The sequence below is a fragment of the Rhodococcus sp. 05-340-2 genome, from assembly GCF_002258915.1.
Lineage (GTDB): Bacteria > Actinomycetota > Actinomycetes > Mycobacteriales > Mycobacteriaceae > Rhodococcoides.
The window spans coordinates 191,344-205,980 of sequence record NZ_NOYU01000025.1 but is presented as its reverse complement, the minus strand read 5'-3'; the positions used below and the strand labels follow the sequence as shown (position 1 = coordinate 205,980).

At 65.3% G+C, this 14,637-nt stretch carries 13 protein-coding genes; 9 read left to right on the top strand and 4 right to left on the bottom strand.

The window, feature by feature from the left end:
• Positions 1–90: 90 nt before the first annotated feature.
• A complete protein-coding gene (gene ilvA, locus CH271_RS13735; protein WP_218828496.1) occupies positions 91–1,254 on the top strand; it encodes a threonine ammonia-lyase in 1,164 nt (387 codons plus the stop codon).
• Positions 1,255–1,276: 22 nt separating this feature from the next.
• Here ilvA and CH271_RS13730 read toward each other — a convergent pair whose 3' ends face one another.
• Entirely contained in the window at positions 1,277–2,413 is a 1,137-nt protein-coding gene (locus tag CH271_RS13730; RefSeq protein WP_179274580.1) for a hypothetical protein, read from the bottom strand.
• 119 nt (positions 2,414–2,532) lie between these two features.
• Between CH271_RS13730 and CH271_RS13725 the strand changes: the two genes are divergently transcribed.
• Genes CH271_RS13725 through CH271_RS13715 form a run of 3 tightly spaced genes read left to right on the top strand, consistent with a single transcriptional unit; the run spans position 2,533 to position 7,479 of the window.
• The gene (locus tag CH271_RS13725) at positions 2,533–5,664 is read left to right on the top strand and encodes an arabinosyltransferase domain-containing protein (RefSeq protein WP_094633921.1); all 3,132 of its coding nucleotides are present in this window, start codon (positions 2,533–2,535) and stop codon (positions 5,662–5,664) included.
• A gap of 55 nt (positions 5,665–5,719) precedes the next feature.
• Entirely contained in the window at positions 5,720–6,688 is a 969-nt protein-coding gene (locus CH271_RS13720; RefSeq protein ID WP_037191373.1) for a daunorubicin resistance protein DrrA family ABC transporter ATP-binding protein, read from the top strand.
• Positions 6,685–7,479, top strand: a complete 795-nt coding sequence (locus CH271_RS13715; protein WP_037191376.1) for an ABC transporter permease — start codon at positions 6,685–6,687, stop codon at positions 7,477–7,479. Before CH271_RS13720 ends, CH271_RS13715 begins: the two co-directional genes overlap by 4 nt.
• Before the next feature lie 69 nt (positions 7,480–7,548).
• On the opposite strand, the gene greA is transcribed toward CH271_RS13715, so the two are convergent.
• Together greA and CH271_RS13705 are read right to left on the bottom strand one after the other, a co-directional pair.
• On the bottom strand, positions 7,549–8,043 hold the full coding sequence (gene greA / locus CH271_RS13710) for a transcription elongation factor GreA (RefSeq protein WP_032394210.1): 495 nt from the start codon (positions 8,041–8,043) through the stop codon (positions 7,549–7,551).
• Between the two features lie 225 nt (positions 8,044–8,268).
• The gene (locus CH271_RS13705; protein ID WP_037191378.1) at positions 8,269–8,709 is read right to left on the bottom strand and encodes a DUF4307 domain-containing protein; all 441 of its coding nucleotides are present in this window, start codon (positions 8,707–8,709) and stop codon (positions 8,269–8,271) included.
• Between the two features lie 104 nt (positions 8,710–8,813).
• Here CH271_RS13705 and mca point away from each other — a divergent pair, with 104 nt between their 5' ends.
• The 4 genes from mca to CH271_RS13685 all read left to right on the top strand — a co-directional run bounded on the left by mca (position 8,814) and on the right by CH271_RS13685 (position 12,999).
• Positions 8,814–9,689 (top strand): mycothiol conjugate amidase Mca, encoded by an 876-nt coding sequence (gene mca, locus CH271_RS13700; RefSeq protein ID WP_179274592.1) that lies wholly within the window; start codon positions 8,814–8,816, stop codon positions 9,687–9,689.
• Entirely contained in the window at positions 9,686–9,958 is a 273-nt protein-coding gene (locus CH271_RS13695) for a hypothetical protein (RefSeq protein ID WP_037191381.1), read from the top strand. Before mca ends, CH271_RS13695 begins: the two co-directional genes overlap by 4 nt.
• The gene (locus tag CH271_RS13690) at positions 9,958–11,967 is read left to right on the top strand and encodes a thioredoxin domain-containing protein (RefSeq protein ID WP_094633920.1); all 2,010 of its coding nucleotides are present in this window, start codon (positions 9,958–9,960) and stop codon (positions 11,965–11,967) included. Before CH271_RS13695 ends, CH271_RS13690 begins: the two co-directional genes overlap by 1 nt.
• 96 nt (positions 11,968–12,063) lie before the next feature.
• Positions 12,064–12,999 carry a sensor domain-containing diguanylate cyclase gene (locus tag CH271_RS13685; RefSeq protein WP_094633919.1) on the top strand — a complete coding sequence of 312 codons (936 nt, stop codon included), beginning with the start codon at positions 12,064–12,066 and terminating at the stop codon, positions 12,997–12,999.
• A 6-nt stretch (positions 13,000–13,005) separates the two neighbouring features.
• Here CH271_RS13685 and trhA read toward each other — a convergent pair whose 3' ends face one another.
• Positions 13,006–13,671 (bottom strand): PAQR family membrane homeostasis protein TrhA, encoded by a 666-nt coding sequence (gene trhA, locus CH271_RS13680; RefSeq protein ID WP_037191387.1) that lies wholly within the window; start codon positions 13,669–13,671, stop codon positions 13,006–13,008.
• Between the two features lie 131 nt (positions 13,672–13,802).
• Here trhA and CH271_RS13675 point away from each other — a divergent pair, with 131 nt between their 5' ends.
• Positions 13,803–14,585, top strand: a complete 783-nt coding sequence (locus CH271_RS13675) for an isoprenyl transferase (RefSeq protein WP_037191390.1) — start codon at positions 13,803–13,805, stop codon at positions 14,583–14,585.
• Positions 14,586–14,637: the final 52 nt, after the last annotated feature.

Here is a 14,637-nt window from a genome sequence, read left to right as displayed (position 1 = left end):
AATTGTTCCTGGCATACTGCGACCGTGTCGGAAATTGTGCGGGTGACCGCGTCGGATATTGCGTCGGCCGAGGAGCTGCTGGAGCCGGTCATGCGCCGGACCCCTGTGGTGGCCTCGCGCATTCTGTCGGATCTGACCGGCCACGAGGTGCGGCTCAAGTGCGAGAACCTGCAGCGCACCGGATCGTTCAAGCCGCGCGGGGCGTACAACCGCATCGCCCGGCTCGACGCCGACCAGCGCGCCCGCGGGGTCGTGGCGGCCAGCGCGGGCAATCACGCTCAGGGTGTGGCGTGGGCGGCGTCGCAGGTGGGGATCGACTCGACGGTGTTCATGCCGGTGGGAGTGTCGCTACCCAAGCTCGTCGCCACCAAGGCCTACGGCGCGACGGTGCATCTGGTGGGCAACACGGTGGACGAGGCACTGAAGTCGGCGAGGAAATTCGCCGAACGTACCGGTGCCACCCTCATTCACCCGTTCGACCACCTCGACATCGTCGCGGGGCAGGCGACGTTGGGCACCGAACTGTTGCAGCAGATGCCGGATGTCGGCACCATCGTGATTCCCACCGGCGGCGGGGGACTGTTGGCCGGCGTCGCCGCCGCGGTCAAGCTGACCAAGCCCGATATCAGGATCGTCGGTGTGCAGGCAGAGGGCGCTGCCGCCTGGCCCGCATCACTGAAGGCGGGGCACCCGATCGCGCTGACGTCGATGTCCACGATGGCCGACGGTATCGCGATCGGCCTGCCCGGATCGGTGCCGTTCGATCACGTGCAGGGATGGGTCGACGACGTCGTCACCGTCAGCGAGGATGCGCTGTCGCGGGCGCTGGTGCTGTGCATCGAGCGCGCGAAACTCATCGTCGAGCCGGCAGGTGCGGCAGCGGTGGCGGCGCTGATGACGCATTCCGCGGACGAACTCGGACTGACCGGCTCGGTGTGCGCCGTTCTCTCCGGCGGAAACATCGACCCGCTGCTGCTCACGCACGTCATCACCCACGGTCTTCGAGCGGGTGGACGTTATCTCGCTGTACGCGTGACCATTTCGGACAAGCCGGGCGGACTCACCGGCGTACTCGGGGTGGTGCGCGATGCCGGAGCCAGCGTCGTCGATGTCGTCCACTCCCGTACCGGTGGACGCCTGGGCCTCGAGGAGGTCGACGTGATGTTGACCGTCGAGACCCGCGGACCCGACCACCGCGGTTCGGTGCTCGATGCCCTCGGCGCAGCCGGGTACGCCGTGCACGTGGAGAACTGATCTGCCGCGCGACACAGCCGATTCAACGCCGCAGACTTCGACGGATCACCTGGCCGACATACGAACCTGCACTACGCATGTAGACGATCGCCGGTGTCCAATAACTTCGTCGGATCGCTGTGTTCACGGCCCGCTGCAGGTCTGCGTCGGTGACACCGGCATCGTGCATCGCGCCGAGTGAGGTTCTCAGGTAGCCGCGATCGCGGCTTCTCAGATCCATGCGAGCAACAGCGCGTACATCGATGGTGTCGGGGAAGGTCGTGCACTGTGCACCTGCGGCCGCGAGCCCGATCCGGGTGCGAACGCACTTGGCGCACCTGCCGCAGTTGAAGGCCCCGTCGAGGTTCTCCCAACAGACCCGCAGATGGTTCATTGCGGTTCGGTTCTCGCCGATGTAACGAATCTTGCCCAGACGGTGCAGATCGAGCTCGTGGTGCTCGAACGCGACTGTGCCACTCGACCACAACGGGTCGAGATCAGGATGAGAGCCCCACGGTGTGAGTTCCTCGCGGCAGTTCGAGGACGGGATGATGACGGTGCTCAGGTGTTGCGACAACGCCAGACCGACGTGCGCCAACGCGGCACCGTGAAAGTCGTACCCCCAGTCGAGAGGCAGCCGGTTTGCGAAGGCCGACCTCATCGTGGTCTTCACCTCGATCAACGGCTTGCCCAACTCCGCCGCCGACTCGCGGGCTCCGGCCAAGGCTCTGGCCGCCAGGTTCTCGTCGTCGATGTCGATATCGAAACCGTGCACGAAGATCAGGTGAGTGATGCGGTCCGATTCCATGATTGCCGAGTAGAAGCTGTCGACGCCCCCGCTGAAGAAACAACCCACTCCCGTCGCGCCGGTGGCGACGCGGCCGGGTTCGGCCGAAATCGATACTTCACGAAAACGCTTGGGATACCAGTCGAGGAAGACCTTCTGAGCCCCGGATGCACCGCGAAGAGCCGTCGAATCCACCGGGCCGTCGAAAGCGATGTCCCAACCCTTGCGCATGCCGGCTGTCAGGAGCGGCGGAAGCCAGGGGGTGGCGGAATGGTCGAGCGGATAGTTCGACTCCGTCGTCACTCGTGTCTCGATGCCCGATGGGGTCGTTATCCGCGCGGTGATGCGTCCGGCTTCGGTGCCTTCGACATGCACCGCCATCGGGCTGATCACGGTCAAGAGTGTGCCACAGCGAGAGTTGTCCAGGCCGGATTCGTCTCGCCCGGCCCGCTCGGACCCGACTGGTACCTTGATCAGCGACCTGGACCAGGACATCGGTGGGAGATATTTGCATGGCTCGGCTCGTCGCGATCGTCTCCGCAGTCCTGGGAATTCTGCTGACGATCTCGATACCTCTGTTGCCGATCGAGCAGCAGCAGTCCTCCCTGACGTGGCCGCAGTCGGACACGATCGCCAGTGTCGAGGCTCCGCTCGTCGCCTACACGCCGATCGACGTCGATGCGACGGTTCCGTGTGCTGCCGCGAATCTGTTGCCCGACGGCGGGATGTTGCTGTCCACCTCGCCCAAGGGATCGCCCGACGCCTATCGCTACGGTCTCGTTGCCGAGGTCACGGGCGGTGAAGCATCGCAACTGAAGGTGACGTTGCGTGATTCCGTCCTTATCGAGAAGCCGGTCTCGGAACTGAGCCCTTCGACTGCGGGCGACTGCGCGTTGACGATCACCTCGAACGGCACCTCGACGACCGTCGGGCTGACCGGTGCCGAGACCACCACGCGCGAGGGTGATGTCCGACCACAGCTGGTCGGAGTCTTCAGCGATCTTCGAGGCAGCGTCGACGGCCTGACACTGACCGCGCAGCTCGACAGTCGATTCTCGTCGACCCCGAGTGCGCTGAAGTGGTTCGCGATGATCGTCGGCGTACTCGCCACGGGCATCTCGCTGATAGCGCTGCACCGCCTCGACCTTTCCGACGGCCGACGTGCCCGACGCTTCCTCCCGCGTCGCTGGTGGACGTTCGGCGCTGCCGATGCGGTGGTGATCGGGACGCTGTTGGTGTGGCACCTGATCGGCGCGAACACCTCCGACGACGGCTACCAGCTGGGCATGGCGCGCACGGCCGATCACGCCGGGTACATGGCCAACTACTTCCGTTACTTCGGGGTGCCCGAGACACCGTTCGGTACGCCGCTGTACGACATGTTCGGACTCATGTCGCACGTCTCGACGGCCAGTGTGTGGATGCGTCTGCCGACGCTGGTCTGCGCCGTCGTGGCATGGCTCGTCATCAGTCGAGAGGTGATCCCGCGGTTCGGTGCGGCTGCTCGCGCTTCGAAGACCGCGCTCTGGACGGGCGGCCTGGTACTGCTGGCGTTCTGGCTGCCGTACAACAACGGCCTGCGCCCGGAACCGTTCGTAGCGCTCGGGGTGCTGCTGACGTGGTGTTCGGTGGAGCGCTCGATCGCGACCCGCAGGTTGCTGCCCGCGGCCGCGGCGATACTCATCGCGGCGTTGACGGTGACCTGCGGCCCCTCCGGTTTCATCTGCTTCGCACCGCTGATCGCCGGGGCTCGGCCGGTGTTGCAGATCGTCGTCGCCCGCGCCCGGGAGTTCGGCAGTACCGCACTGGGCGCGCTGACACTGCTCGCCCCGCTGATCGCGTCGGGCACGGTGGTGCTGGTGTTCGCATTCGGCAACCAGACCGTGGCCGGCATGCTCGAGATGCAGCGGGTGCACAACGCGGCCGGACCGAGCCAGGCCTGGTTCGACGAGTACCTGCGCTACCAGTGGCTGATGAACATGGACATCGACGGCTCGCTCGCGCGGCGCTTCGGAGTGTTCGTGATGGTCGTTTCGCTGATCGCGGTGGTCGTCGCCATGCTGCGCAAGGGTGGCAAGATCCCGGGCACCGCCACGGGGCCGGCCCGCCGGATCGTCGGCATCACCGTCGGGGCGATGGCCTTGATGATGATCACCCCCACCAAGTGGACTCACCATTTCGGTGTCTTCGCCGGACTCGCCGCATCGGTTGCGGTACTGGCAGCCGTGGCGACCGGAGCGGCGGTACTGCGATCGCGGCGCAACCGACTCCTGTTCGCCGCGTCGGTCTCGTTTCTGCTGGCCGTCGCGTTCACCGGAACCAACGGCTACTGGTACGTCTCGGCGTGGGGAGTTCCGTTCTGGGACAAGCCGATCCTCGTTGCCGGTCTCGGCATCTCGACCATGTTCCTCGGCCTGACCCTGCTGCTGTTGCTCGCCGCCGTCTGGTTCCATCTCCGCGCGCCCTATGTGCGCGCCGACAAACCGATGGCGCGATGGTGGTCGGTGCCGCCGATCGCCGTCGGGGCGGCTCTGATGGTGCTGGTGGCCGTCGCGTCGATGGCCAAGGGTGCTGTGGCGCAATGGCCGTCGTACTCGGTCGCGAAATCGAATCTCTCGGCGCTCACCGGTGACACGTGCGGGCTCGCGAACGACGTGTTGCTCGAGACGGATCCGAATGCCGATGTGCTGCAACCGGTCAGCGGGGACGCCTTCGCCGCGCTCGGTGCAGAGAACGACGGGTTCACCCCCGATGGTGTGGCGGGCGACCTCACCGCCGACAAGGAATCCTCGGCGTCGGGTACCTCGAACACCGTCGACACCGACGAGCAGCAGCAGCCGATGTCGACCACCGGAGCAGGAACCGGCGGTAGCGCATTGCCGTTCGGCCTCGATCCGGCCACTGTGCCGGTGCTCGGTTCGTTCGGGTCCGATACTCCTGCCACGTTGACCACCGGCTGGTACGCGCTGCCTGCCGATCCCGGTGATCTGATCTCGATCGCCGCTGCCGGACGCATCCGTTCGGTGGATTCCGACGGCATCGTCACGTACGGCCAGAGCCTCGAACTCGAGTACGGAGTCGACGGACAGGCGCAGGGGCGCGTGACGCCGATCGACATCGGCCCGACGCCGTCGTGGCGCAACCTACGAGTCCCGATGGACCAGATTCCCGCCGGTGCCAACACGATTCGCCTGGTGCTCTCCGATACCGATCGAGATTCCGACCAGTGGTTGGCGATCACCCCGCCCCGAGTTCCGCGTACCCAGACGTTGAACGAAGTCGTCGGCCGTGACGCTCCGGTGATGCTGGACTGGGAGGTCGGCTTCAACTTCCCCTGCCAGCGTCCGTTCGATCACCGCCTCGGGGTTGCCGAAGTTCCGCAGTACCGGGTGCTGCCGGATCGCAGCGGTGCCGTCATCACCAACGCGTGGCAGGACCACTTCGGCGGTGGGCCGCTCGGGTGGATCGACATCGTCGCCTCCGCCCGCACCATCCCGTCGTATCTGTCCGGCGACTGGGACCGCGACTGGGGGTCGATCGAGCAGTACATGCCGTACGACGAGTCGGCGCAGGCGGCGCAGATCACAGCCGAAGAGGTCCAGCGTTCGGGTCTGTGGACGCCCGGTCCGATCAAGACCGGTTAATCTCTACGCGTTCGGAAGTCCTAACACCGACCAGTAGAGAAACGGGGACAGGGCAATGGCGAACGCTATAGAAGTAGAGAACCTCGTACTTCGGTACGGCAAGAACGTCGCGCTCGACGGGATCGACTTCACCGTTCCCGAGGGCACGGTGCTGGGTGTGCTCGGTCCCAACGGTGCCGGAAAGACCACGGCAGTGCGTATTCTCGCCACCTTGCTGCAAGCGACATCCGGCTCGGCCAGAATATTCGGGCTCGACGTCGCGACGCAGGCGAACGAGGTTCGCGGCACGATCGGACTGACCGGTCAGTTCGCGGCCGTGGACGAATACCTGACCGGGTACGAGAATCTCGAGATGGTCGGCCGACTGTTCGGCCTGCGCAAGGCGGAGGCCAAGAAGCGCGCCGACGAGCTACTCGTGCGCTTCGATCTGGAGTACGCACGCGATCGCACCGCCAAGCAGTACTCGGGCGGTATGCGTCGGCGACTCGACATCGCGGCCAGCCTGATCGGCCGACCACGGGTGGTGTTCCTCGACGAACCGACCACCGGACTCGATCCACGCAGCCGAATCACCATGTGGGAGTTCATCGCAGATCTCGTCCGAGACGGCACGACCATTCTGCTGACCACCCAGTACCTCGAGGAGGCCGACCGACTGGCCGATTCGATCATCGTGCTGAACAAGGGCAAGATCATCGCCCGCGGCACCGCGGACGAACTCAAGGCCCAAACCGGCGGCGAGCGAGTCGAATTCGTGCTGACCGATCGGTCCCAAGCGGATCGAGCGATGCAGATCCTCGCTCCGATCGGCGTCGAACCGCCCACGCTCGACGATCAGGTGGGCCGGATCGTCATGCCCGTCAACGGGGGATCGAAGGACCTGTCCACGGCGCTGGCCCAGCTGGAGGAAAACGGAATCGGAGTCGTCGACGTCGGTCTGCGGCGGCCGAACCTCGACGATGTGTTCCTGAGTCTGACCGGTCAGACCACCGGCGAACCCGAGGCTGCGGAGGAAGAGAAATGAGCAACGTTCTCCTGGATTCGGCAATCATCACCAAGCGAAACCTGATCAAACTCAAGCGAGTTCCCGATCTGCTGTTCTTCGCGACGCTGTCGCCGATCATGTTCGTCCTGCTGTTCGCGTACGTCTTCGGCAGTGCGATCGACGTGCCCGGTATCGACTACAAGAGCTTCCTGATGGGCGGCATCTTCGTCCAGACGATGATCTTCGGTGCCTCCATCACCGGGTCCTCGCTGGCCGAGGATCTGCAGAAGGGCGTGATGGACCGGTTCCGGTCGTTGCCGATGGCGAGATCGGCCGTCGTCATCGGACGCACGGCAGCCGACGTCGGCAACAACATCGTCACCATCACGATCATGTCGATCACCGGACTGATCGTGGGCTGGCGCATCACGTCCTCGTTCTTCGACGCCCTGCTGGGCTATGTACTGCTGCTGTTGTTCGCGTACTCGATCTCGTGGGTGATGGCTCTGGTGGGACTGATCGTGCGTTCGCCGGAGATCTTCAACAACGCGTCGTTCATCGTGATCTTCCCGTTGACGTTCATCGCCAACACCTTCGTCCCCATCGACAATTTCCCCAGCGTGCTCAAGACGATCGCGGAGTGGAATCCGATCTCGTCGGTGACGTTGGCGGTGCGAGAGCAGTTCGGCAACACCAATCCGACGGCACCGCCGCCGGAGGTGTGGCCGCTGCAGAATCCCGTGCTGTACACCCTGATCTGGGTGGTGTTGATGCTCGTGGTGTTCGTGCCGCTGTCGGTACGCAAGTACCAGAAGACGATGACCGCCTGACATCCACGCAGACAAGCACCCCCGGTCGCTCGGCGACCGGGGGTGCTTCTTCGTCTTCGGTGAGAAGGCTTACGTGTGGTACGGCTCCGCGCTGACGAGCGTGACCTTCATGGTCTTGCCGTTGGGCAGCGTGTACTCGCGGGTGTCGCCGACCTTGGCGTCGATGAGCGATCCACCCAGCGGTGACGCGGGGGAGTACACCTCGAGCTTGTTGTCACGGGCACCCTCTTCGCGGGTGGCGATCAGGAACGTCTCGGTGTCGGACTCGTCGCCGTCGTAGTAGACCTTGACGACCGAGCCGGGCAGTGCGACACCGGACTGAGTGGGTGCCTCGCCGACCTTCGCGTTGTTGAGCAGTTCCTGCAGCTGACGGATACGTGCTTCCTGCTGGCCCTGCTCCTCGCGCGCAGCGTGGTAGCCGCCGTTCTCCTTCAGATCGCCCTCTTCGCGACGCTCGTTGATCTCGGCGGCGATGACGGGGCGATTGGAAATGAGCTGGTCGAGTTCGCTCTTGAGCCTGTCGTGTGATTCCTGGGTAAGCCAGGTCACCTGGGTCTCGGTCATCTCGATCACTCCCTCGTAGTCGGAATCTCGAGCTCGGATTCCGGTTTCTGAGCAGGTAGGGCACGCAACGAACAGGGGACTCCAATGGTTGGATCCCCTTGGTCGGCCCACATCCTGGAGCCGTCGTCATCGTTCGCAGGTGAACCCTGCCCGCAATGCAGCAATACACGGCACCTTCTGCGGTGGCCGTGTATGACCCGACCTTACCACGAACAGGCAGTTCGCCTATCGAGCTCGTAAATATTCGGGAACATCGAGGCTGCAGCCGTAGACGTCGCCGACGGCAGGGGCAGCCGACGTCGTCACCTCGGTGGTCATCTCCACGGTGGTGGACGCCGACTCCGGTGGGATGTACACCTCGCGCCTGCCGGTCTCGGAGCCGTCGCGCGAGCGAGCGCGGACGATGCACACGGCCGGTTGCTCGGGATCCTGCCGAGTGACACTGAAACGGATCGACATCGTGGAGTCGTCGACGATGTCGAACGAGAGCTGACTGCCTTCGATGGGTTTGACCGAGAATTTGCTGTACGCGTAGTAGGCCACGCCCAGCCCGACCAGCAGGACCAGGGCCACGAGTGCGATCTTCGTCGCACGTTTCGGGGCCTGCCGAATTCCGCTGGGACCGGAACCCGACGGGTATCTACCTGCGGGAAGTGCGTTGGTCATGGCCGCTCTCGGGATCGATTCGGGGGTGCCGCTGGGGGCCTGTCGGCGTCAGATGGAACTATAGGGGCAGGCAAGAATCAGGCGAATCCGAGGTGAGGAAGAACGTGTCCGGACTGCGGCTCATGGCAGTACATGCCCATCCCGACGACGAATCCAGCAAAGGCGCTGCGACAACGGCTCGCTACGCGGCCGAAGGACACGATGTTCTGGTCGTCACCCTCACCGGTGGCGAGCGGGGAGACATCCTCAATCCGGCGATGGACATTCCGGGGGTGCACGAGCGCATCCACGAGGTTCGGCGTGAGGAGATGGCCGAGGCCGCTCGCGTTCTCGGGGTGCAGCAGACCTGGCTCGGTTTCGAGGACTCGGGGTTGCCCGAGGGCGATCCGCTCCCGCCTCTTCCCGACGGCTGTTTCGCGTTGGTCCCGTTGGAGGTCTCCACCGAGGCGCTGGTGAAGGTGGTGCGCGAGTTCAAGCCGCACGTCATCACCACGTACGACGAACGTGGCGGCTACCCGCACCCGGACCACATCCGGTGCCACGAGTTGTCGATGGCGGCGTGGGAGGCAGCGGGGGATCCCGAGCGCTTCCCCGACGCCGGTGAGCCCTGGACTCCGCTCAAGCTCTACTACTCGCACGGCTTCATTCGTAAGCGCATGCAGCTCTTTCACGATTGGTTCATCGACCGCGGCGAGGAAAGCCCGTTCGTCGACTGGCTGAAGCGATGGGACGGCCAACGCGACGAGATCATCGGCCGCATCACCACTCAGGTGACCGTCGGCGACTGGTTCGAGCAGCGCGACGACGCACTCCGAGCGCACGCGACGCAGATCGATCCCAACGGGTCCTTCTTCGCCGTTCCGCTGGACGTCCAGCGGAAGTTGTGGCCCACCGAGGAGTTCGAGCTGGCCCGCACTCGGGTCACGACGTCGCTGCCCGAGACGGACCTGTTCGCCGGAATAGAAGAGACCGACAAATGATCGTTTCGATCCTCGCCCAGCAGCCCACCGGTCCCGAATTCGGCAAGTCCTCGCCGATCGGGCTGGTGATCCTGGTCGCGCTGCTGGTCGGAACGGCGCTGCTGATCTGGTCCATGAACAAGAAGATCAAGCGTCTGCCCGCCACGTTCGAGAAAGAGGATCCGACGTTGGACCAGGCCCTCGACGAGGGCACCGATCGCGGCGGGATAGCGGATCCGCTTCCACCGGGACAGACTCGACCGAAACCAGCCGTTTCCGACGAGCCCTGATGCTCGACGCCAATGCCCTGGGTGAGTCCACCAGCCCGTATCTGAGGCAGCACGCGGACAACCCGGTGCACTGGCAGCAGTGGGGACCGCAGGCTCTGCAGTCCGCCCGCGATCGCGATGTTCCGATCCTGCTGTCGATCGGGTACTCGGCGTGCCATTGGTGCCATGTCATGGCCCACGAGTCGTTCGAGGACGAGGCGACCGCGGCACTGATGAACGAGCACTTCGTGTGCATCAAGGTCGATCGCGAGGAACGCCCCGACCTCGATTCGGTGTACATGAACGCCACCGTCGCGATGACCGGCCACGGCGGCTGGCCGATGACGTGTTTCCTGACGCCCGACACCGAACCCTTCTACTGCGGTACCTACTACCCGCCGGCCCCGCGGCAGGGAATGCCGTCGTTCCAGCAGTTGCTCACCGCGATCGCCGACACCTGGTCGACGCGGCGACAGGAGGTGTTCGACGCCTCCGCCGACATCGTCACCGAACTGCGCAAGCACAGCGCAGGCGTGCCCGCGGGCGGGCGCCCGATCGACGCCGACTCACTGGCGGCCTCGGTCTCTGCGATCTGCGCCGACGAGGACACCACGTACGGCGGCTTCGGCCGGGCACCGAAGTTCCCGCCCGGTGCATTGCTCGAAGGTCTGCTCCGGCACTACGAGCGCACCGGCGACACCGAGGTCCTCGGTGTCGTTCGCCGTACCGCGTCGGCGATGGCGCGCGGGGGCATGTACGACCAGCTGGGCGGGGGATTCGCGCGCTACTCCGTCGATGCCGAGTGGATCGTCCCGCACTTCGAGAAGATGCTCTACGACAACGCTCTGCTGTTGCGGTTCTACGCGCACGCAGCCCGTGTCGGCGACGATGCGCTCGCCCGGCGGGTGGCGTCGGACACCGCGGAGTTCATGCTTCGCGACTTACGCACGGAGAACGGCTGTTTCGCGGCGGCACTCGATGCCGACACCGAAGGCGTCGAGGGTCTGACCTATGCGTGGACGCCGGAGCAACTGACCGAGACGCTCGGCTTCGAGGACGGTGTCTGGGCAGCGGGGTTGTTCGCGGTCGACTCGGCAGGCACGTTCGAGGGCGGCATGTCGGTACTGCAGCTGCCCGCCGAACCCGAGGACTACGAGCGGTTCGCCCGGGTGCACAGCACGTTGTCGGCCGCTCGCGCGACGCGGCCGCAACCCGGCCGCGACGACAAGGTCGTCACCGCGTGGAACGGCTTGGCGATCACCGCACTGGTCGAGGCCGGTACCGGGCTCGGGCAACCGCGATGGGTCGACGCGGCAGTCGAATGCGGCGAGCAGCTCTTCGCCACACACGTCGAGTCGGGGCGGGTACGGCGCGCCTCACTCGGCAGTGCAGTCGGTGAGGCCACCGGAGTGCTCGAGGACTACGCGTGCCTGGCCGTCGCCGCGGCCGCGCTGTTCCAGGCCACCGGAGACACGGTCTGGATCGAGCGCATGACGTCGCTCGTCGATGCGGCGATCGACCACTTCGCCGACCCCGACGACGTCGGCGGGTGGTTCGACACCGCCGACGATGCCGAGACTCTCGTGACCCGGCCTCGTGACCCGATCGACGGAGCCACCCCGTCGGGCGCATCCACGATGGCCGAGGCGCTGCTCACCGCAGCTGCGTTGATCGATCACAGTTCCTCGGCGCGCTACGGCGAGTTCGCGGCCGCGTCGTTGGCGCGGTCGGCCTCGATTCTCGAACGAGCGCCCAGGTCCGGTGGGCACTGGCTGGCCGTCGCAGAAGCGTCTGTTCGTGGCCCAATTCAGATCGCGGTGTCGACGGCACCCGGCGGTGACCTGCTCTCGACCGTGCGGGCACTGGCTCCGGGTGGTTCGGTGGTGGTGGCTGGCGTGACGGATTCGTCGGTGCTGCTGATGGACCGACCACCCGTCGACGGCCTCGAGACGGCATACGTGTGTCGTGGCTTCGTGTGCGACCGTCCTGTGACCTCTGCCGAAGAATTGCCGTTCGTATTGCAGAGGTGACCACGCTCGTCGATGCTTCGACGGAAGAACAGTACTGTGGCCGGGAGTTTCCTCGGCCTGGGGTGGTCGAACGTCTAGCAATGGATCGACGGTGTCATGAGTGAGGGTGTCATGAATGAGGGTGCGGTGCGTGCAGGCACCGTGCGCGAGGCGGTGACCGACGCGCAGCGCGCTGCTGTCGCCGATTTCGTGGCCGCGGTGCCGATGGCGGCCATGGTGCATTCGTTGCACTACGAGGTGGTCGGGGCCAACATCCTCTGCGAGGGCGTGCTGGGGTGCACCGTGGACGAGATGGTGGGTCGCCCGGTGGCAGATTTCGTGCCGCTCGGGGATCGCGCGTCGGCGACGCGCATGGCGGTCCAGCTCGAGCAGCGCTACCCCGCCGCGGGCTCAACCGAACACGGTCGACCGATCGGAGCTCTGCGTCGAGTGCGACGCGGCGACGGGGAGGTCGTCTCGTGCTGGATGCATGTCGGGCTCTCGACGATCGCCGGGCGACGGTTCATCGTCGCACTGCTGGACCTGGTCAATCCCGTCGCCGACGACACCGTTCACTGGCGCGATCGCGCCGAGCGCGACGAACTGACCGGATTGCTGCGACGAGGTGCCCTGCTCGCCCACGTCGACGAATGGATTCTCGCGGACCTGCCGGTTGCCCTGGCCTTCGTCGACGTCGATCGGTTGAAGTCGATCAACGACGCGCACGGTCACCCGGCAGGTGACGCGATGCTCGAGGCAGCAGGACGGCGACTGCAGCAGTGGTCGCCGCGCGGGAGCGTCGTCGGTCGATACGCGGGAGACGAGTTCGTGTTCGCGGTGACGTTCGACCGGCCGAAGGGGCTCGACAGCACCGAACTCACGGAATCGGTGCGGTCGGCGATCTGCGGCGAGCCGGTGCCGTTCGGATCGAATCTGCTTGAGGTGTCGGTGAGCGTGGGCGTTGCGGTGCGTGAGCCGGGGGAGTCGAGAGACCGGCTGATTCAGCGCGCCGACTCGCTGATGTATCGAGACAAGGCAGCCCGAAGCAGCTGAGGGCGATCAGAACAGGACGAGCCACACGGCAACGAGGTGGCAGGTTGCCGCCAATACCGTTGCTGCGTGGAAGAACTCGTGATGGCCGAAGGTCGTCGGCCACGGATTGGGCCACTTGGTGGCATAAAGCACGGCCCCGACGCTGTAGAACACACCGCCCACGAGCAGCAACAGAAACGGTGCGTAGCCGACGTGGTCGATCAGCGTGGGTGCGACCGGGACGATCGCCCAGCCGAGGAGCAGGTACAGCGGTACCCCGACCCATCGGGGAGCGGTGGGCCACAACATCTTCAGGGCCACCCCGGCCAGGGCCCCGATCCACACGACGACGAGCAACGTGCGTCCGGTCGAGGCGGGTAGACCCAGTACGGCGAACGGGGTGTAACTACCTGCGATGAACAGGAAGATCATCGAATGATCGGCGCGCTTCATCCAGATCTGCGACGCGGTGGTCTTCCAGTGCACGCGATGGTAGGTGGCACTGACCCCGAACACTCCGCAGACGGTGATCGAATACACGCTCACGGCCACACCTGCACTGACCGAGACCATGCTGAACGCGAGTGTGACGAGAGTGATCGCGCACACCACCGCCACGCCGAACGCGTACAGGTGAATCCAGCCGCGCATTCGAGGTTTGACGGGTATTTCGTCGAGCCCGAACATCGTCATGACGATTGCCTCCCGTGCCGCCGCGTGAACCTACGCCACCGTAGGTTCTGACGCTACTGTACCGGCGACCGGCTCGCAGACGTCGGCGTAAGGTGATCCTTCGTGGTGATGAGAGCAGCGGTGACGAAGCAGTGGTGATCATTCCGCAGAAGGTCCGCGGCGTTCTCTACAACGTGTACGAGCGGCGTCTGCTGAGCCAACTCGAAGGGGTTCAGCACCCGCGGCACGTGGCAGTGATGTGCGACGGCAATCGCCGCTGGGCGCGCGAGAACGGGTTCACCGACGTCGCGCACGGGCACCGTATGGGCGCACTGAAGATCGCCGAGATGCTCGGCTGGTGCGATGCCGCCGGAATCGAGATGGCCACCATCTATTTGCTCTCCACCGAGAACCTCCGCCGAGACGCGGACGAACTGGATTCGTTGCTCGACATCATCACCGACGTCGTCGAGGAGATCTGCGGACCCGAGATGAACTGGGGCGTCAAACTCGTCGGCACCCTCGATCTGCTGCCCGCGTCGACCGCGCGTCGACTCAAAGAAGCGGCTGCGCTCACCGAGGGACGGTCGGGAACACACGTCAACGTCGCCGTCGGATACGGCGGGCGGCAGGAAATCGCCGACGCCGTCCAGTCCCTGGTGACCGAGAAGATCGCCGAGGGCGTCAGCGGCGACGAACTCGTGGCCTCGATCAATGTCGACGAGATCGGTAGTCACCTCTACACCTCCGGCCAACCCGACCCGGATCTCGTGATCCGCACCTCGGGCGAACAGCGACTCTCCGGCTTCCTGCTGTGGCAGAGCGCGTACTCGGAAATCTGGTTCACCGAGGCCTACTGGCCCGAATTCCGACGCGTCGACTTCCTGCGCGCACTCCGTGACTTCGCGGCCAGGCACCGGCGCTTCGGTATCTGACGTACACGGAACTTCTCGACCTGCCACGAAGTTCCACTCACGACCCGAAGCC